This is a genomic window from Humibacillus sp. DSM 29435 (assembly GCF_001758225.1).
Classification (GTDB): domain Bacteria; phylum Actinomycetota; class Actinomycetes; order Actinomycetales; family Dermatophilaceae; genus DSM-29435.
The window spans coordinates 328,487-347,076 of record NZ_MAST01000034.1; the positions used below are offsets into that span (position 1 = coordinate 328,487).

General features: G+C 67.8%; 20 protein-coding genes. 7 read left to right on the forward strand and 13 right to left on the reverse strand.

All coding sequences use genetic code 11. From position 1 onward, the window contains the following. Positions 1-15 precede the first annotated feature (15 nt). The 11 genes from BA895_RS17750 to BA895_RS17800 form a co-directional block, all read right to left on the reverse strand. Positions 16-1,188: a CaiB/BaiF CoA-transferase family protein gene (locus BA895_RS17750; RefSeq protein WP_070193169.1), complete on the reverse strand. Its 1,173-nt coding sequence runs from the start codon at positions 1,186-1,188 to the stop codon at positions 16-18. 51 nt (positions 1,189-1,239) lie between these two features. Beyond that, entirely contained in the window at positions 1,240-1,950 is a 711-nt protein-coding gene (locus tag BA895_RS17755) for a hypothetical protein (protein ID WP_070193170.1), read from the reverse strand. After that, positions 1,950-3,641 (reverse strand): chaperonin GroEL, encoded by a 1,692-nt coding sequence (gene groL / locus BA895_RS17760; protein ID WP_070193171.1) that lies wholly within the window; start codon positions 3,639-3,641, stop codon positions 1,950-1,952. The genes BA895_RS17755 and groL overlap by 1 nt, the downstream gene beginning before the upstream one ends. Before the next feature lie 81 nt (positions 3,642-3,722). Then, entirely contained in the window at positions 3,723-4,748 is a 1,026-nt protein-coding gene (locus BA895_RS17765; RefSeq protein WP_070193172.1) for an NAD(P)-dependent alcohol dehydrogenase, read from the reverse strand. Then, on the reverse strand, positions 4,745-5,530 hold the full coding sequence (locus BA895_RS17770; protein ID WP_070193173.1) for an iron-sulfur cluster assembly protein: 786 nt from the start codon (positions 5,528-5,530) through the stop codon (positions 4,745-4,747). The genes BA895_RS17765 and BA895_RS17770 overlap by 4 nt, the downstream gene beginning before the upstream one ends. Beyond that, positions 5,527-6,588 carry an amidohydrolase family protein gene (locus BA895_RS17775; RefSeq protein ID WP_070193174.1) on the reverse strand — a complete coding sequence of 354 codons (1,062 nt, stop codon included), beginning with the start codon at positions 6,586-6,588 and terminating at the stop codon, positions 5,527-5,529. Before BA895_RS17775 ends, BA895_RS17770 begins: the two co-directional genes overlap by 4 nt. 11 nt (positions 6,589-6,599) lie before the next feature. Then, positions 6,600-6,968 (reverse strand): propane 2-monooxygenase effector subunit MimD, encoded by a 369-nt coding sequence (mimD, locus tag BA895_RS17780; RefSeq protein ID WP_070193175.1) that lies wholly within the window; start codon positions 6,966-6,968, stop codon positions 6,600-6,602. Continuing rightward, positions 6,965-8,134, reverse strand: coding sequence for a toluene hydroxylase (locus BA895_RS17785; RefSeq protein ID WP_070193176.1), 1,170 nt, complete (start codon positions 8,132-8,134; stop codon positions 6,965-6,967). The genes mimD and BA895_RS17785 overlap by 4 nt, the downstream gene beginning before the upstream one ends. Before the next feature lie 23 nt (positions 8,135-8,157). After that, complete coding sequence (locus BA895_RS17790) at positions 8,158-9,195, reverse strand: NADH:ubiquinone reductase (Na(+)-transporting) subunit F (protein ID WP_070193177.1); 1,038 nt, start codon at positions 9,193-9,195, stop codon at positions 8,158-8,160. A gap of 94 nt (positions 9,196-9,289) precedes the next feature. Beyond that, positions 9,290-10,942, reverse strand: a complete 1,653-nt coding sequence (locus BA895_RS17795; protein ID WP_139142746.1) for a methane monooxygenase — start codon at positions 10,940-10,942, stop codon at positions 9,290-9,292. A gap of 114 nt (positions 10,943-11,056) precedes the next feature. After that, on the reverse strand, positions 11,057-11,362 hold the full coding sequence (locus tag BA895_RS17800) for a hypothetical protein (RefSeq protein ID WP_217493939.1): 306 nt from the start codon (positions 11,360-11,362) through the stop codon (positions 11,057-11,059). A 228-nt stretch (positions 11,363-11,590) separates the two neighbouring features. On the opposite strand from BA895_RS17800, the gene BA895_RS17805 reads away from it, so the two are divergent. Both BA895_RS17805 and BA895_RS17810 read left to right on the forward strand, forming a co-directional pair. After that, on the forward strand, positions 11,591-13,423 hold the full coding sequence (locus tag BA895_RS17805; RefSeq protein ID WP_083283494.1) for a sigma-54-dependent Fis family transcriptional regulator: 1,833 nt from the start codon (positions 11,591-11,593) through the stop codon (positions 13,421-13,423). A 108-nt stretch (positions 13,424-13,531) separates the two neighbouring features. Then, positions 13,532-13,981 (forward strand): BLUF domain-containing protein, encoded by a 450-nt coding sequence (locus tag BA895_RS17810; protein WP_175442369.1) that lies wholly within the window; start codon positions 13,532-13,534, stop codon positions 13,979-13,981. Between the two features lie 10 nt (positions 13,982-13,991). Here the strand turns inward: BA895_RS17810 and BA895_RS17815 are convergent, their stop codons facing one another. Then, positions 13,992-14,555, reverse strand: coding sequence for a maleylpyruvate isomerase family mycothiol-dependent enzyme (locus BA895_RS17815; protein WP_070193179.1), 564 nt, complete (start codon positions 14,553-14,555; stop codon positions 13,992-13,994). A 75-nt stretch (positions 14,556-14,630) separates the two neighbouring features. On the opposite strand from BA895_RS17815, the gene BA895_RS17820 reads away from it, so the two are divergent. After that, positions 14,631-15,461 (forward strand): AraC family transcriptional regulator, encoded by an 831-nt coding sequence (locus BA895_RS17820; protein ID WP_070193180.1) that lies wholly within the window; start codon positions 14,631-14,633, stop codon positions 15,459-15,461. A 150-nt stretch (positions 15,462-15,611) separates the two neighbouring features. Continuing rightward, positions 15,612-15,884: a hypothetical protein gene (locus BA895_RS17825; RefSeq protein WP_139142747.1), complete on the forward strand. Its 273-nt coding sequence runs from the start codon at positions 15,612-15,614 to the stop codon at positions 15,882-15,884. Positions 15,885-15,973: 89 nt separating this feature from the next. Here BA895_RS17825 and BA895_RS17830 read toward each other — a convergent pair whose 3' ends face one another. Then, complete coding sequence (locus BA895_RS17830) at positions 15,974-16,585, reverse strand: TetR/AcrR family transcriptional regulator (RefSeq protein ID WP_175442370.1); 612 nt, start codon at positions 16,583-16,585, stop codon at positions 15,974-15,976. Positions 16,586-16,699: 114 nt separating this feature from the next. Here BA895_RS17830 and BA895_RS17835 point away from each other — a divergent pair, with 114 nt between their 5' ends. From BA895_RS17835 to BA895_RS17850, 3 genes are all read left to right on the forward strand, one after another. Beyond that, entirely contained in the window at positions 16,700-17,128 is a 429-nt protein-coding gene (locus BA895_RS17835; protein WP_070193183.1) for an ester cyclase, read from the forward strand. Between the two features lie 857 nt (positions 17,129-17,985). Then, entirely contained in the window at positions 17,986-18,216 is a 231-nt protein-coding gene (locus BA895_RS17845) for a ribbon-helix-helix domain-containing protein (RefSeq protein WP_070193185.1), read from the forward strand. Then, on the forward strand, positions 18,203-18,550 hold the full coding sequence (locus BA895_RS17850; RefSeq protein WP_070193186.1) for a type II toxin-antitoxin system PemK/MazF family toxin: 348 nt from the start codon (positions 18,203-18,205) through the stop codon (positions 18,548-18,550). Before BA895_RS17845 ends, BA895_RS17850 begins: the two co-directional genes overlap by 14 nt. Positions 18,551-18,590: the final 40 nt, after the last annotated feature.

Below are 18,590 nucleotides of genomic sequence, written 5' to 3' on the forward strand. Positions count from 1 at the left end.
GGGCGTGCGCTCGGTTCACGCGTCATCGGCGAGCCAGTCCCGGATGCCGGTGCCGTGCTGGTCGAGCGTGGGCGGTGGCCGGTGGTCGTGGCGGGTCGCCTCCTGCCCGTGCGGCCCGAAGAACCGCAGCGGCGGCCCCGGCAGGGTGATCCGTCCGAGCGTGTGGTGGTCGACCTCGATCCGCAGCCCCTGGCTCACGGTCTGGTCCCAGTCGTAGACCTCGTCGACGGTGCGTACGCGTCCGGCCGGAAGGCCCTCGGCCGACAGCCGCTCCAGCAGCGGAGCGGCATCCCAGTCGGCGAAGGCGGCCTCGACCACGGCGATGAGACGGGGCCTCGCCTCGACCCGCTCGGCGTTGGTGGCCAGGCCCTCGGCGTCGGGATCGAGGCCGAAGGCGACGGCGAACCGCTGCCAGAGGCTCTCGCTGCCGAGCGCGATCTGCACGGCCCCGTCACGACAGTGGAACAGCCCGTACGGGGCGATCGACGGGTGGTGGTTGCCCTGCGCCCGGCCGACCTCTCCGGCCACGGTCCAGCGCGTCCCCTGGAAGGCGTGCACCCCGACGGCCGAGGCCAGCAACGAGGTGCGCACCACGACGCCCACGCCGGTGCGATGCCGTTCGTGCAGAGCCGCCACCACCCCGTAGGCGCCGTTCATCGCAGCGAGCAGGTCGGCGATCGGCACCCCGACTCGCTGGGGGTCGTCGGGGCCGGGGCCGGTCAACGACATGAGCCCGCCCTCGCCCTGGGCGATCTGGTCGTAGCCGGCGCGGCCGCCTTCGGGCCCGTCGTGGCCGAAACCGGTGATCGAGAGCACGACCAGGCGCGGGTTGCGCCGCATCAGCACCTCGATACCCAGGCCCAACCGCTCGAGCACGCCGGTGCGGAAGTTCTCGACGAGCACGTCCGCCCGGTCGACGAGCGCGTGCAGCACCTCACGGTCGGCGGCATCCTTGAGGTCGAGGGCGATCGACTCCTTGTTGCGGTTGGCGGCCAGGAAGTACGTCGACTCTCGAGCGGCCCCGTCGCCGACGAACGGTGGCCCATAGCCTCGGGTGTCGTCGCCCGTACCTGGCGTCTCGACCTTGATCACCCGCGCCCCGAGGTCGCCCATCATCATCGTCGCGTGCGGCCCGGCGAGGGCCCGTGACAGGTCGACGACGAGTACATCGGCAAGGGGTCCACTCATCCCCCCACCTTGGCACCACCGGGCCAACCCGCAACGGCTGGGAGACCCCCCTCAGTTGAGACTGGCGGCGCTCGGCGGGGCGATGTCGAGCGGTGCGAGGGCGTCGAGCTCGTTCCGGGAGAGGCTCGAGACCGATTCCAGCAGGGCGGCCTCCGACTCACTGATGCGTCGGCCGACCAGCTGACGCAATGAGTAGGCGAGCGCTCCGGTCTGACGCACGGTGACGTCGTCGACCGGGGGCTGGCGCCTCGAGGTGACTGCGATGCCAACGACCCGACCGCCCTCCTCCTGGGCGGCCCCGGCCGCGAACTCCTCTCGTGGGTTGAGTCGCTCGTGGGCGTGGTGGGCCCGCAGGCGCAGCAGCAGGTCATGCCACTCGGTGGCCGCGGCATCCGGCTGAACGGCCTGCAGGTCATCGCCCGTGAGACGCCCGGTTCCCGGCAGGGCACCCGGCGCGAACGCCCGACGGTACGACAGCAGCGCGAGGGTCCAGAGACCCTCGATCACCACGCCGTCGTTGTCATCTCCGGCATCCGGGGCATCCGGAGCATCCGGAGCATCCGGAGCATCCGCGCCCTCGATACGAGTGCGGTCACCCTCTTGCACCTCCTCCGGGGGCTGCGGTCGGCGCTCGATCTCCACCATCAGCCGTTCACAGCAGCGCAGCACGACCTCGAGCTCGTCGAAGACGGCGTACAGGTCGGCCAGCTCGAGCGCCTCCGGCGAGAGCAGGGCTCGAACGTGGGTCAGGTCGGCCGTCATCAGCCGACCGACGGCCCGAGGCCGAGCGACTGCGGGGTGCTCGAGTCGGGTGACGGCTGGTGCAGCCCCCCGTCGAGGGCACCGAACTCGGTCATGAGTGATCGGCTCCCGCCCCAGGGCGTCTGCTCCTCGGCGATCAGCGTGTTGGTGGTCAACAGCAGACCGGCCACGGAAGCGCCGTTCTGAAGGGCCGAGCGACACACTCGCAGCGGGTCGATGATGCCCATCTCGATCATGTCGCCGAACACCCCTCTGAGGGCGTCGAACCCGCCATCAACCCCCATTTCGGAGACCCGTTCCACGACCTCCGCACCGGAGTAGCCGGCGTTGGAGGCGATGAGGAAGGTCGGTTCGGTGAGCGCGCGACGCACGATGTCGACGCCCATCGCGTAGTCGTCGGACAGCTGCAGCGCGTCGAGAGCAGGAGCCGCGTGCATCAGCGCCACTCCCCCGCCCGCGACGATTCCCTCGGCCATCGCCGCTCGGGTCGCGGAGAGGGCGTCTTCGACGCGGTGCTGCAGCTCGGCCAGCTCGGCGTTAGTCGGCGCCCCGACCTTGATGACCGCCACCTTGCCCGAGAGCGAGCCGATGCGCTCGGTGAGCACATCCTCGTCGATGCCGAAGCTGGCCCGTTCCATCTCCGCGCGCAGCTGGGTGATGCGGAACTGCACGTCATCGGGCTTGCCGGCTCCGTCGATGATCGCCGTCCGGTCGGCCGTCACCCGCACCTGGCGGGCGCGACCCATCATCTCGAGGGTCATGTTCTCGAGGCTGAAGCCGGAGTGCTTGCTGTAGACCTGCCCGCCGGTGATGGTGGCGATGTCCTCGAGCTTGCGCAGCCGACGGTCGCCGAAGCCGGGCGCCCTCGTGGCGACGGCCTGGAACACCCCGTTGACGTGGTTGTGCACCAACATGCTGAGCGCCGAGCCTTCTACTGTCTCGGCGATGACGACGAGGGGGCGCGGCGCCCGCATCACCTTGTCGAGAATCGGCATCAGCTGCTGAACGGAGGTGATCTTCTCGCTGCACAGCAGGATGTACGGGTCGTCGAGCACCGCCTCGAGGCTGGCCGAGTTGCTGACCAGGTAGGGCGAGAGGTAGCCGTTGTCGTACTCGAACCCCTCGACGAACGTGACACTCATGCCGTGCTCCGACGACTCCTCGACGGTGACGATGCCGCCGTCACCCACGGTGTGCAGCGCCTCAGCGAGAACGTTGCCCACCAGCTCGTCGTTGTTGGCCGAGATCGCCGCCACCCGGGCGAAGTCGGCACGCGACTCCACCGGGTGCGCGACGCTGCGCAGGTGGGTCACGAGGGTCGCCACGGCCATGTCGATGCCGCGCTTGACCAGCACCGGGTTGCCACCCTTGTCGATCGCCCGCATCCCCTCTCGGATGATGGCCTGGGCGATGACCGTCGCCGTGGTCGTGCCGTCACCGACGATGTCGTTCGTCTTGATGGCCGCCTCCTTGACCAGCTGCGCGCCCATGTTCTCGAACTGGTCACTCAGGTGGATCTCGCGGGCGATCGTGACGCCGTCGTTGGTCACCACCGGCGAGCCGGTGATCTTCTCGAGGATGACGTTGCGCCCCTTGGGCCCGAGCGTCGACTTGACCGCCTCGGCGAGCTGGTCGACTCCCGACTGCAGCAGCCGTCGGGCCTCGGGGCCGAATCGCAGGTCTTTGGCCATGGGTCCTCCTGGGTAGTTTGGTGAGTGGTCGTCGGAGTGGAACGGCTGCGGTGATCGGTGGACGCTGCGGTCCGGATGCCGTCAGGGAACGAGGATCGCGCGCCCACGAACCTGGCCGGCGGCCAGGTCGGCCAGCGCCTGGGGGGCATCGTCCAACGAGTAGGCCTTGGTGTGCAGCGTCACCTTGCCGGCCTCGGCGAGCACCATCAGCTCGGCGAGCTCGTTGAAGGTGCCGACGATGTTGCCCACGATGTTGCGCTCGGTCGAGATGATGTCGAGCGTCGGCACCGTCAGCGTTCCGCCGTAGCCGATGACGTAGTACGAGCCACCCGGACGGGTCATCGCGAACCCCTCGTTCTCGGCGCCTTCCTCCGCCACGAAGTCGAACACGACGTCGGCGCCTTCGCCTCCGGTCAGGTCCGTGACGGCTTCGACCTGCGAACCGTCTGCGAGCACCGTCTCGGTCGCGCCGAGGCGCTTCGCCAGTGCGAGGGCGTCCCCGTTGCGGTCGACGACGATGACCCTCGTCGCACTGAGTGCCGCGAGGCACTGGATGCCGATGTGGCCCAGGCCTCCGGCCCCGATGACGACAGCCGTGGTGCCCGGATACAGCAGCGGCAGAGCCTTGCGCACCGCGTGGTAGGCGGTGATGCCGGCGTCGGCGAGCGCGGCCACGTCCTGGGGCCGGGTGGCCGGGTCGAGCCGCACGCAGGCGCGGGCGGAGGTCAGCAGGTAGTCGGCCATGCCGCCGTCGCTGTCGAGCCCGGGGAACGAGCTGTTCGAGCAGTGCATGTCCTGCCCTGCTCGACAGGCCCGGCAGAGGCCGCAGGTCGGGGTCGGGTGCAGGATCACGGTGTCACCGACCTCGAGGTTCGTGACTCCCGAACCGATCTGCTCGACCCAGCCGGCGTTCTCGTGACCGATCGTGTAGGGCAGGGTCGGCGACATGGCCGCGTCCCACTGGCCCTCGATGATGTGCAGGTCGGTGCGGCAGACACCCGCTCCGCCGATCCTCACCACGACGTCGAGCGGGTTCTTCGCGACGGGGTCCGGCACCTCCTCCACCACGGGTTGCTGGTGATAACCGTGCAGTCGGACTGCTCTCATGACGCTGCCTCCGTATGGGTCGAATCCGGGGAGCTGATGGTGGCGGTCTCGGGGTAGCGATCACGCAGCAAGCCGCGGCACACGCCGCTGTTGGCTTCGGCGCTCACCCGGGTCAGTCGGCTGCGGTTGAGGTGCATCGGCAGGTCAGTGTCGACGACCCGTTCGCCGGTGACGGCATCGACGACCAGCGGTGAGTCGTCACCACTGGGAAGACCGAGCTCGGCCCGCCGCTGCCTCAACCGCTCTCGGTCGGGCGTGTGCGGCGCGTCGCCGAGGGTCATGCCGGCGAACGCGCTCGCGGGGGTACCGGCTGCCAGCATGGGACGGCAGACCCGGTCGGTGCCGGCGAGCACGGCCCGGCGCACGAAGTCGGCCCGAAGGGTGTCGAGCTCGTCGACAGCCTCCCCCTCGAACGAGGCGACGAACCCCGCTCGAGCAGCCACCCCCGCGTTGATGGCGTCAGAGGCAAAGTGGTCGTCGAGCACCACACTGGCCCGGCTCACCCCGTCGACCCCGCTGACCGCGTCGTGGGCGTCGGCCACCATGAGATACGCGAAGTTGGGCGCGCAGAAGTAGGTCGGCAACCGCAGCCGTACCTGCGCCGTCCCCCGTTCGTCGACCGTGCACGACGCCACGAACTTGAGCGTGGTGATCGACTCGTCGAGCTCGGGGTCTCGCACGGTGCCGAGCGCCGCCACCACCCGAGCCGTGACGGATGCCGTGTCGTCGACATCGCCGGTCGTGGCTGTCGTTCCGGTCGGGTTGGTGGCGGTGGCGGTCACACCCGTGCCTCCTCCTGAGTAACCAGCGCGGCGTCGTCCTGCGACGCCGGCTCGCTGGAGGCGGAAGACAGCTGGCACTCGGCCGGCACCTCGATGTCGTAGAGACGCGCGGCGTTGAGGCCGAGGATCTTCTTCTTGGTGTCGGTGGTGAGTCTCGGGTAGTCGGAGAACTCGTCAGAGGGGTAGTCCCAGTCGACGAAGCCCTCGATCTGCCACTTCGGCTCCCAGATGTTGTAGTCGCTGCCGAAGGTCATCTTGTCCTCGCCGACCCAGAACAGCAGCTCGCCCATCACCTTCGCGAAGAACTTCGGTCGGGCGTGCATGAGGCCGCCGATAGCGACCGAGAGCCCGGCGTACACGTTCGGCTCCTGGGTGGCCATGAAGCAGAAGTCCTCGATGCGAGGGAGCCCGACGTGCTCGACGATGAAGTTGAGGTCGGGAAAGTCGGTCGCGGCGTGGTCGACGTCAGAGACATCGAACGCGTCCTTGTCGAGGGGCCAGATGGTCGGGCCCTTGTGCACGTGCACGTTCTTGATGCCGAGCTCCTGGCTGCGCTCGAGGAACCGGTAGGCCTCCGGGTCCTTGAGGGTCCAGCCGCGCGAGGTGTCCTTCCATTCGGCGGTGTAGAGCTTGACGCCCTTGGAACCCCATCGTTTGACGTCCTCCTCGAGCTGCTTGAGGCCGGCGTCGCCCTCGCGCGGGTCCCACCGGGCGTTCACCACGAACCGGCCGGGGTGCTTCTCGGCCAGGGCGCCGGTCTGCTCGGTCGTGTTGAACCCGTTGCGGTACCACTCCAGAAGGTAGGTCGGCTGGAAGATCGCCACGTCGACGTGACCGTCCTCGAACACGTCCTTCATGAGGTCCTCCTCGGAGGGCTTCTGGAAGTGCTCGATCGACCAGTGCGTCTCGGGCGGGCCGAGCGACTGGTAGGCGTGGAAGCAGTCGATCCAGCCCTTGGCGTAGTTCTCGTGCCCCGCCACCCAGTTCTCGGGGCTGGCGTCCCAGAAGTGCATGTGGCTGTCGACGATGAAGTACTTCTCGCCATTCTTCTCGTACATCAGCTTCTCCCTCAGTTGGCGGTGAGGTCGAAGCCGATGTACTCGGCGGCGTCCTCGGGGTTGGCGAACATGATGGTGCGGTCGTCGAGGTGGATCATCCGGCCGTAGTGGGTCGACATGTTCTCCTCGAAGGTGGCTGCGTCGAAGAAGCCCTCCTCCTCGCCGAGCGCCTCCGAGAGCTCGTCGTAGTCGAAGTCCATCCGGCCGACGGCATCGAGGCGGATCATCGACGGCAGCGGGGTGACGGTCACGTCGGGCTTGGTGCCCATGACCTCGGCCACCACCGCCCCCACCTGGTTGTTCATCAGGGTGACACCGCACTTGTTCGACGGGCTGCTGTCGCGCTTGAACGGGCTCTCTGCGGTCGTGAACGTGGTCACAGGGTCAGCTCCTTCGGGTCGTCGAGGCCCAGCTGGCGCAGGATCTCGCTGAAGCGGCTCTTCACGCGGTCGAGGGAGTCCTCGAACCGGGGCGGCTTGGCGTCCGGCTGTGACCACAGGGGCTGCAGGTCTCGGGAGGCCTTGATGCAGCGCTCGGTCCAGGTCGAGAGCCACTGGTTCATCAGGTCCTTGTTGTGCTGCGCGAACTCCTTGTCGTTGACCAGCAGGTCGAACATGGCCAAGGTGTAGCGCAGGTCGCGCTCGGCGTAGTCGTGTTCGCCGGCGCCCACCACCGTGGGGGTGACGTAGTCGCCGTTGCGTGGCGCCGCCTGCTGCACCAGCCCGCTGCGGAAGAGCTCGCCGACGAGCGGCTCGAACACGATGTTCGCCGCGAACACGGCCTCCGCCCAGTCGTCGACCGCCGTCAGCTGCTCGGCGACCCGCCGCACGCCCTGCCAGGCCGGGTCGGAGTTCCACGTCTCGATGTGCGCCTCCCCGTCGAACGCCTCGATCTCGTCACTCAGGGTGAGGTTGTAGAGGGCCAGGTCCTGGGCGAACCGCAGGCGGTGCATGCTGTTGACCGCCATCGCCGTGTTGTGCATGTTGGTGGGACCCCGCCGGTTGGCATTGGCGAAGAGGTAGAGCCCAAGTCCCTGCTCCACGTGCATCCACGCGCCGACGTTGCGCTCCACGAACTGCACCCAGTTGGGGTTCCACTGCTCGAAGGCCTTCGTCTCACGGGCGCTGTCGACGTTCTGGGTGATCTGGCGCACCACGTTGGAGTTGTAGCGGTAGAACGTCATCTCCCACTCTTCGTTCGGGTCGCGGAACTCGTGCCAGCCGTGGGCCGGCCAGTCGTAGCCCTTGCCACCCGATCCCGGGAACCGCTCGGGCACCGGGCGGTCTGAACCCCACGCCTTGAGTGCGGTCCACTCGAGCGGGTAGCCACCCTGGCCGTCGGCGAAGCCGTAGAGCCAGCCCTGGCTCAGGTAGTGGCGCGGGTCGGGCTGCACCTCGACCGTGACGTCCTCGTAGTGGGTCTGCTTGCGCTTCTGCGGTGTGAAGTAGCTGTAGTTGCGCGCCGTCGAGTCGGGGAACTCCTTGGCGCCGGCCTCCGCGTCGGTGAAGCGCGGCTGCGGAAGGCTCCGCTCGGTCGTGGTGGTCATCTGGTCCGCCTTTGCTCGTGCGATCAGGACATTCCGGTGGTGGTGAACTTGTCGTAGTAGATGTGCTTGTCGGTCGCCCCCAGCTGCAGGAGCGTCTCCATGGCGGCCTCGACCATGGGCGGGGGCCCGCAGACGTAGCAGTCAGCGGCATCCAGCTCGCTCTCGTGGCGTCTCACGACGTCGGTGATGAGGCCGGTCTCACCGTTCCAAGGGGCGTCATCCGGCTCCGAAAGTGCTGGTACGTAACGGAACCCGGGAAGCTTCTCGCCGAGGGAAGCCAGCTCCTGCTCGAAGCAGAGGTCGTGGCGACGTCGAGCGCCGTAGTAGAAGGTGATCTTGCGGTCACTCCCCTTCTCGGCGAGCTGTCGCAAGACCGACAGCACGGGGGCCATGCCGGCGCCCCCACCGACGAACACCATGTCGCTGTCGCGACCCTCGCGCAGGGTGAACACTCCGAACGGGCCCACGACCTCGACCTTGGTCCCCGGGCCCATCGAGTGGCCCAGCAGGTGCGAGAACGCACCGTCGGGGTAGGCCCGGATCACGAACTCGAGCTGGCCACTGGTCTTCGCGGAGCAGTTGGCGATGGAGAACGACCGTGTGACATCGGTGCCGGGAACGGTCATCTCGACGTACTGCCCTGGGAAGAAGGCGAACTCGGTGGGCTCGACCAACGAGAGCACGAGGCTGTGCAGGTCGGGGGTGACGAGCTCGTTGGAGACCACCTCCATGGTCGCCGTCTGGATCGGCAGCCCGGAGTGGATCATCTCCTCGTCGTAGTTGAGCAGCTCGATCGTCACGTCCTCGTAGACGTGCGCCCGGCAGAGCAGCGTGTAGCCCTCCTCCCGTTCGAAGTCGGGTAGGGCGAACGAGGAGTACTTGTCGAGCTCGATGTCATCGCCGTCGAGCACGAACGACTTGCAGGCCGCGCACTGGCCCTCCTTGCACCCGTGCATGAGCATCAGCCCCTGCTCGGATGCCGCTCGCAGCACGGTCTGCTCTTCCTGCACCTCGATCTCGATGCCTACCGGCTCGAACCGCACGACGTGTGTCTCGCCCATGCTTGTCTTGAACCTCTCAGGTGAGGCCTGGGGAGGCGCGACGATGGTCGCGCCTCCCCCGGCCGTGCGGTGGGGAGTCCCGTGCTAAGACGGATCAGACCGCGGCGGGTGCCGGACGCCCTCCCGGTCCCTGACGGATGTAGTCAGCGTGGAAGGCCAGCTGCTCTTCAGGGGTCATCTCGTTAAGCAGCACGTTCGGGCTCGCGAAGGGCGGGCAGCGGCGCATGTGGTCAAGGGTCCACATCTTGCTCGGGTCGAGGTTGAGGTGCGGCTGCGCCACGAGCGTCTTGCCGTCGTCGCGCACGTAGCCCATGTCGGTCACCACGTCGGCCATGTTCCAGCCGTGGTAGAGCGTCTCCCACTCCCGCTTGCCGATGAGCTGACCCATGTTCGGGGTGTTGCGGCCCTGGTAGGTGGGGCGGAAGGCCTCGACATCGGTCCAGCGGCAGGCCTCGTGGCAGTAGGTGCGCATCTGCCCGCCCACCTCGGCCATCACCATGTCCTCACGAACGAGGCACGGCACCATGCAGGTCCAGCAGCGACTGGGGTACACGTAGTCGACGTCCTCGAAGATGATCGGGTTGTGGCCGTTCGGGGTGGCGAGGCGGCTGTAGTTCTCCCACCAGGCACCGTACTTGTCGTACCAGCCCGGGTACTTGTACTCGAACCACTCGAAGTCCTTGTCGGTCATCGGGTCGATGCGCCAGTAGTTGGCGAGCCAGCCGGTAGCGAAGAACTGGGCGACCTCGTGCACGTAGCCCTTGTTCCAGATCTGGTTCCACGACTCCTCGATGAGGTCGTGCGGGATGACCAGGCCGTACTTCTCGAGCGGCACCAGGTAGCTGCGGTAGTAGTCGTCGTAGATCCACCGACGCCACATCTCCGCGTAGCTCTCTCGGTCCTTGCGGCGGTCCTTGGTGCCGTACTCGATGAAGGTGCCGATGGCGGCATCCACGACGCGGTGGTTGTTCCACCATGCGTAGCGGAGGTCACGCTCGAGCAGCTGGTGGTTGCCCTCGTCGGCGAGCGCCATGAGCAGCGTGGCGTAGCCGTTGCTGATGTGTCGTGACTCGTCGGACTGCACCGAGTGGAACACCGTGGGCAGCAGGTAGTCACCGTTGGCGGCCGCTTCGGCCGGCATGGCGACGAAGAGGGTGTTGGTGAACGCGGTCTCGGCCACGATCGTCAGATAGATGCTGGCGGCGGTGATCGCGTCACCGGTGATGAAGCCCTCGGCGAACTGGCGGCCGATCGTGCCGCAGTAGTCGTTCTGGAAGTTCTTCAGGCTGCTGTTGAAGCCGGCCGGGTCGATGTAGCTGTTCATGTAGAGGCGCTTGAGGTTCTGCTGGATCGTCGAGTGACGCACCTCGTCGATCATCTGGATCGCCTGGCCGTTGTGCAGCTCGGGGTTCGGCACGTTGCGGAACAGCAGCGGCATGGCGCGGGCGGCCGAGATCTCGGGCAGCGGGATGATGCTGAGGAACAGCTTCTGCCACTCCAGCCAGCGCTCCTCGACCTGGCGGAACATGTTGCCGCGAATCGCTCCGTCGGCCGCGCCGTAGACGCGGTGGTCCTTCTCCTCCTGCATGGGGAAGTACGACCTCAGCACCTGCTTGAGGGGGTCCTTCTTCTTCGCCTTGGCGAAGGTGTAGTCCGTCCCGTACTGGGAGACCGGCTCGTGGTAGAGCGGCTCCCACGCAAGCTCTTGGATCTTCTCGTGAGCCTTCGCAATGCTCTGGCGACTCATCGACACTCCTTCGGGTCCGTGGAAGACGACGACCTTCGGGGTAGCCGTCCGAGTCTTAGTGAACCCATCCCCGACGGCATCCGCGGTCTCACTCTGAGACGGGCAGCAGCCTGGTCACGGTGTCTCGAAAACGGCGGCACGCAGCTCGTCCAGCTGAGCATGCACTCGCTTCATGACCTCTCGGTTACCCTCGGCCCGTGGCTCGATCCCCAGTGCTGCCAGTAGTTCTCGTGCGGGAGCACCAGGGTCGCCGCTCTCACCGAGCACCGGGTGCAGACCTTGGTCGACGAGGTGCTCGAAGACGAGGCTGACCACGCTCCAGGGGTTGTACGTCTCGTTGTGCACCACAGCCGCAGCCTTGGTACCGACCGGGTCGGCCTTCGGCTCGGACTCCGCAAAACGATCGATCCGCTCATTCACGACAGCCTCCAAGACGTGTTCGTCAGGTTCGTGGGCCAGCTGCGACGGGTCCACCACCACGGTGGCATCGGTCTACCGCAGCGGTGAAGGGGCGCCGTCTCACTTTGAGACACTGGCGCAATCCGGCGGGTGCGTACCATTGCCCAAGGATCACGACAGCGCTCGTCGTGGGGGCGTGGCGGGGGCGCCCCGAACAGTGACCCGGCCGGGTCGCGGAGGTGAAGCCACATGATGCGTTCTCCTGCAAAAGACCGACCCACCGATCGCGACCGTGCCGACCGCGGCGACCTCGTCGCCCGCGACCGCCAGCGGTTCCTCGCGGGCGAGCCCCTCGACCCGGCTCGCGTACGCGGTGACATCCTCGCCTCGTGGCGTCGTTCGCGCGAGCAGGACGTCCCGGCGGACCGCGTGGTGCACACCTTCCAGGACGACATCGACCCTGAGATGGGCCTCACCCGCAGCGCCCGGCCCGTGCTCCGGGCACTGCGCGAGCAGATGGAAGGACAGGCCGTCAGCATCATCCTGTCTGACCACACCGGGCTGGTCCTCTCGCGCAGCAGCGGCGAGCCCGAGCTCGACCGCTACCTCGACATGGTCGAGCTGGCTCCAGGCTTTTGCTACGGCGAGGACAGTGTCGGCACGAACGGCATCGGCACTGCCCTCGAGATGGGCGGCCCCGTCGCTGTTCTCGGGCACGAGCACTACGTCGAGAACCTCGAGCGCCTCTCGTGCGTGGCGGTTCCGATCAAACACCCGGTGACCGGTCGCACGGTCGGGGTGCTCAACCTGACCTGCTGGACCCGTGACGCCGGCCCCCTGTTGCTGAGCCTCGCGAAGAATGCCGTGGCCCAGATCCGACAGGAGCTGACCGCGGGCGCCGGCGACGGCCAGCTCAAGCTGCTCCAGGCCTACCTGCGCGCTTCGCGCCGTTCGTCCGGCATCGTCTTCGCCGTGACCGGTGACACCGTGATCCTCGGTGACAGCGTTCGCACCCGCCTCTCCCCCGACGACCAGTCGGCGATGGTGACGCACGCCCTCGAGTCGCTCGTGAACGGCAACCGCAAGCAGATCGACATCGACCTGCCCTCTGGTACTCGGGCCCGCCTGCAGGCGCAGTCGGTGGGCGAGGACGAGAAGGGGACGGTCGTCAGCGTCAGCCTCGCCGAAGCGTGGACCGGTCGGCGTCCGAACATCGAGCACTCCTCGGATGCCGGCCTGCCCGGCATCGTGGGCACCGATCCGGTGTGGGCACACTGCTGTCGTGAGGTGGAGACGGCCGCCCGGAACGACGAGTGGCTCGTCGTTCGCGGCGAAAGGGGCGTTGGCAAGCTCGCCGTGCTGCGCGCGGTCCATCTTCGTCTTCACCCCGGCAGCCAGGTCACGGTGCTTGACGCCGCAGTCGAGCGCACGGCATCCGCCTGGGCCCGGGAGCTGGCCGTCGCTCTCCACGGCAGCTCAACGGGCGTCGTCATCACTCACACGGAGGCTCTCGACGCCAACCGGCTCAACGCGGCCGCCGAAGCGCTGCAGGCTGCGAAGGCCAAGCCCGGCAGCGAGCTACGTTGGGTGGCAGCAACACTCGCCGATGGCGCCGACGAGCTCCACCTGCTGCCCCTGCTCGACCTTTTTCCGCGCACGGTCGACGTGCCGCCGCTGCGGCTCCACCTGCGGGACCTGCCCCTGCTCGTTCCTCACCTGCTGCGGCGGATCGACCCGCACGGGCACCTGACCTACTCGGCGGACGTGATCGCCACCATGGTGAGGGGAAGCTGGACCGGCAACGTGACCGAGCTCGACGGCGTGCTCCGCGAGATCGCAGCGCACCGTCGCTCGGGCGAGATCGTGCTCGAAGACCTACCGCCAGCTGCCCGCACCGTCAGTCGGCGACGCTTGACGCACATCGAGGCGCTCGAGCGCGACGCGGTGGTCGCGGCGCTTCAGCAGGCTCACGGCGACAAGACCCGGGCGGCGAAGGCCCTCGGCATGTCTCGCGCCACGATCTACCGCAAGATCCGCGACTACGGCATCCTGGCACCGGTCCGTCCGCTCAGTCAGGGGTAGCGGGGCGGCTTTGTCGCTGGCGCCGTCGCTGTCGCCGTCGCTGTGGGGGGTCGTCGGATGTCGCAAGGTGAGACGTCGACCGGCTCTGACCGCGAGCCAGACTGTTCCATGACCGACTCACAGACCTTCCGGCTGATGTACCGCAGTCGCGACCGCATCTCTCCCGACGAGCGCAAGCTCGCACTGGGCGCGCTGTTCACGAAGGCCCGCTCGAACAACAAGGCCCTGGGCGTGACCGGGGCACTGCTCGTCGACGGTGACCAGTTCGTGCAGACCCTCGAAGGCGACGAGCCCGAGGTGAGGATGCTGTTCGACCGCATCAAGGCGGATCCGCGCCACGACAGCGTCGAGCTGATCAGCACCGAGATGGTGCCCGAACGAGTCTTCGCCCGCTGGTCGATGGCGCGGGTCGGGCACGACGGGGAGCCCGACATCGCGCTCATCGCCCACACCGACGGCATCTCGCCCGCCTCGAGCCGCGGTGGCACCCCTGGTCAGGTGGGGGTGCTCGATGCCATGCGCCGCGCTGCCGTGCGTGCCGACGAACAGGTGTCCTGAGCAGCGCCGGTCAGGCGGCAGGCACGCCCGAACGCCTCCCGAGGCGGGCCAGCACCTTGGCCTGGCGCTCGGCGCCGTCGGGCACGTCGACCGCGGACTTGCAGACGCCCTCGCCGTAGAGATGCTCGCCGAAACCGTCGGCCGACCTTTCGATCGTGTCGAGCTCAGCGGCATCCAGAATCTCGTCGTGCCCAGCTGACTGGGCGAGGTCCCAGCGGTGCACGATCAGGTCGAACCCGTAGAACGTGGTGATCGCCGCCCCGATCGTCGAGCGGCCGAAGACCCCGTCGTACTCGAGGTCGGCCACGGCAGGGTCGGCCAGCAGCTCCCGGAGGTGGCGGTCGTGCGCGTGCCAGGCCTGCGCCGGGTCGACCGTCGCCGGGATGCTGCTGCCGGCGTCGACGCCGTGCTGGGCGAGGAAGTCGCGCTGGGTGCTCATCACGTGGTCGAGCACGTCGCTGGCCGCCCACCCTTCGCAGGGTGAAGCGGCCCCCCAGTCGGTCGGGGTCAGGGAGTCGACGACGGCGCCGAAGCGGTCGGCGAGCTGGGCGTAGCGGTCGGACGTGACGGTCATGTGTCTGCTCCTTCGATGGCTTCCCTCTCGAGGGTAGGCACCCGTCCACGCGCCGGTCTTGATAGTTTCCGACATATGCCGATGGTGGGTTCCCGGGTTCGTGACGACGTCGAGCGCGCCCACCTGGTCGACCCGACCGACCTGCGCTACTCGATCGAGCGTGCCAGCGTGTCCCCCGACCTGGCCGGTCTGGCGCGCCGCTTCTGGATTCCGGTCTGGGCCGTGCCACCTGGGCAGAGCTCGCCTCAGAGCGTGCTTCAGTACCCGGTCTGCCTCATCGTCGTGTCGAACACCTACGCCCGTTTCTACGGGGTGGCGTCAGGTCTGTCCCACACCGTACTGGAGGGTCGCGGTTGGGCGGTTGGCCTGATGCTGGCACCCGCCGCCGGCTACCTGCTCACGGCGCAGCCGGTACGCCGGATGACCGACCACCACGTCGACCTGTCGACGGTGCCGGGGCTCGGCGGTGCGGAGCTGACCCTGCGGGTACGCGAGGCGATGAGCAACGACCCGGAGTCACCGGCGGCTCAGGAGCAGGCTCGCGAGGCGGTCGAGGATGCCTTGCGGCCCCGGTTGCCGGTCGACGATGAGGGTCAGCTCGTCAACGCCGTCGTCGAGCTGGTCGAGACCTCACCCGACCTGCTGCGCGTAGATGACCTCTGCGATCGGTTCGACATCTCGGAGCGCACCCTGCAACGCCTGCTGCACAAGCGCATCGGCCTGTCGCCCAAGTGGCTGATCCGTCGCCGTCGGCTCCAGGAGGGGGCCGACCGGCTGCGCGACAGTGACGCCGACCTGTCTACCGTGGCGGCCGAGCTGGGATACGCCGATCAGGCGCATTTCACCCGCGACTTCCGGATGTCCACCGGCATCACGCCAGGCCAGTTCGCGGCCCGGTTTCGCTGAGCGGTGTGACGCTGCGGCCATGACTGCAAAATCAGGGTCCGTTCGTGCGCTGGCCCGGTCAGACGGCGTCAGCCCACGTGGAACCCCAGCACTACAAGTGACGGTGAAACCTCGTGAAAACCAGGTGGCCCGGGGTGGGACGCTGTGGTCATGAACGAGGTGCTTGAGCAGGCCTTGGCGCCAGTTCTGCAAGATCTGAGCGGTGCCGGGGTCTCGCTGGCACGCATCGAAGAAGAGAACTGGACGGGCCTTGAGGATCGGCCATCCGCGATGGTGTGGAGCACCGACGGTTCCGGCTTCGGCATCGGTGTTGATCGACTGGCCCCGTCGGTGCAGCACCAGTCCGCCGTCTGGGTTCGTCCGGTCGGCGAGAAGCCGATCGCGTTGATTGGTTCGCTCAGAGCGGCGGAAGTAGCCCCCTGAGTCCGACAGCCCGGACAGCGGCGCCGTGGTACGCCCCTTCAGCTCTGGGACCAGGGCCTCGACCTGACCGAGGGCTGACCCGCTCACTCCTACCGCGCGAGGATCCCGTCGGCCAGTGCCTGCGCGAGCCAGTCCCGGTAGGACTTCTGCGACCAGCCACCAGTGTCGCGCATCAGGAGGTGTACCTCAGGAGAGGTGAGGGTCCACACCACCTGCGCGGCACGCTCGACCGAGAGACCGTCCCGCAACGGCCCTCGGACGGCGATCCACCCCACGATCGTCCGCATCGCGGCCCGCCGCTGCCGCACCTGGATGTCCTCTCGGAGGCCGGCCGCCTCCTGGTCGACCGCGGCCGCGCTGCGCAGGATGTCGTCGAGGGGTCGGATGCGCTCGAGCTGCCCGGCGACTCCGGAGGCCAGCATCCGAACCTGCTCACGCTGGTCGGGCTCCTCACGCAGAGCCTGTGGCCCGGCTCGCTCGAGCACACCGACCGGGGCGTCGTCCCCACCGATTGTTACGTCGAGCACGGCTTTGAGCAGCCCGATCTTGGAGCCAAACGTCTTGTAGACCGTGTCGACGGAGACCCCGGCCGAGCCGGCGACCGCGGCGAGAGACGTACTGGCGTAACCGGCGTCGAGGAAATGCGTGGTGGCCGCGTCGACCACTCGGCGACGCGTCGCCCGGGCACGGTCGGCACGCACGGACGAGTGGTAGGAGCGTTTCTCCCTTGACACGGGCGTATCGTCAGGCACATATTCATTCTACTTAGCCTAGAGTCAATCTAATCGCGGACATGCGGTTTAGGAGCAGAAAACATGTCGGTCAGCCATCCTTCCGTGGACGTCATGCACCGCATCTTCGACGAGGGGTTCTCCGTCGGCGATGACTCGGTCGTCGACGAGCTCTGCTCACCGGACCTCGTGGAGCACCAGTTCGGCCTCGCGGGTACTGGCGCGGAGGCGATCGCCCACCTCAAGGCGGCCATCCGCGACGTGCATGGCGCATTCCCCGACATGCGCTTCAGCATCGAGGAGTCCGTCGTGGACGGTGACCGGGTGTGGGTGCGGGTGCGCGGGCGCGGCCGAAACACCGGCCCGTTCTTCGGACCTCCGTCGGGGCGCCCGGTCGAGATCACGGTCTTCGACCAGGCCCGCATCGTCGACGGTCGGATCGTCGAGCACTGGGGCGTGCCCGACCGCTTCGCGTTGCTGGCCCAGACCGGGGTGCTCGCGCGGCTGGGGTGAGCAGCCGCAGCTCCGACGGCCCACCTGCCTCACCGGACGCTGAGGGTCACCGTCCGGTCCGTCAAGCCCTCCTGGCCAGAGCCGGCGGACGTTCCCGCGCGAACAAGGCGTCCTCCATGGCCGCGCCATTCACCAAGGTCGACCCCCAGTGCGGGCCGGTGGGCCAGATCGTCTTCTTCGGCAACATCGCCATGCAAGGCTTCGCCGAGGGGCCGAACCCCGCTACTCGCAGCATCCCGCTGATGCCGAGATGGCCATCGACGCGATGGCTCCGGATGGGTTCGAGACGGTCGCGTTCCAGGACATCCTCACGCTGGCGATCCGCGGACCACCCGAAGAGGTCACCTATCGAGCGGACGAGACGACCAAGGCGCCAGACGGTGAGCACGTCGCCGGCCTGGGCGTCGTCGAGAGCCCTGGCGCAGCTGAGGCCGGCCCGTCGCGGCACCGGTGGCGTGGTCGAAGTACACCCGATCGGCGCCGGCGGCGCGGGGTGAGGTCTGGCGGAACAACCCTGGTCTGTCCGCTGAAGCCCGTGTGGCGGTCGGAGCTTCAACCGTGGGCGGGGTGGCGCAGGAGTTGATCGCCGCCACAGGAGCGGCCAGAAGAACGAGCGTTGCCCATCGTCGGCGCCACACCCCTCAAGTATGACGGCAATGCATGAAGACGCGGAGAGGCCTGGCGATACGCCACAGCAACGACGATCACCTACCTAACAAGCACGCCCGGACGTTCGCGGTACGCATCGAGCCCTTCCGGAGCACCCGATGATGGCTCCGAACTTCAGCCGCTCCGCGGCAAGAGAAGTAAAGCTACTGGGGTAGTAGTTAGAGTCCTACCGGAGTAGTATTGGAGTCATGAAGTTGAGTGTCAGCCTGTCCGTCCACGACGTCGCCGTGTTGGATCGGTACGTCCAGGTGGCGGGTGTGTCCTCGCGTTCCGCCGCGATCCAGAAAGCGATCCGGATGTTGGGCGACCCCGAGTTGGAGGATGCTTACGCAGCGGCCTGGGACGAGTGGGACGCATCGGGCGAGGCGTCCGCGTGGGAGGTCACCGCGAGCGACGGGCTTGCCGATGCTGCGCGGTGAGATCCGCCTAACCGACTTGGACCCCGCGCGACCGAGTGAAGCAAGTAAGCGTCGCCCTGCGGTCATCGTGAGCAACGACCGCGCCAATGCCAGCGCTGCCAGGCTGGGTCGTGGGGTGGTCACGATTGTGCCGGTGACCAGCAATGTCGACCGGGTATTTGCGTTCCAGGTCTTGCTGTCCGCGAATGAGACTGGACTGAAAGTGGATTCGAAAGCGCAGGGCGAGCAGATCCGCTCGGTGTCCGTGGAGCGCTTGGGGGCGGTCATAGGTCGGGTCCCGGCGCGCGAGATGGCCCAGCTCGACGACGCGTTGCGGATCCACCTCCAGCTCTAGGGCTACGCGATGGCTCGTAGGGAACGTCCTCAACGCGGCA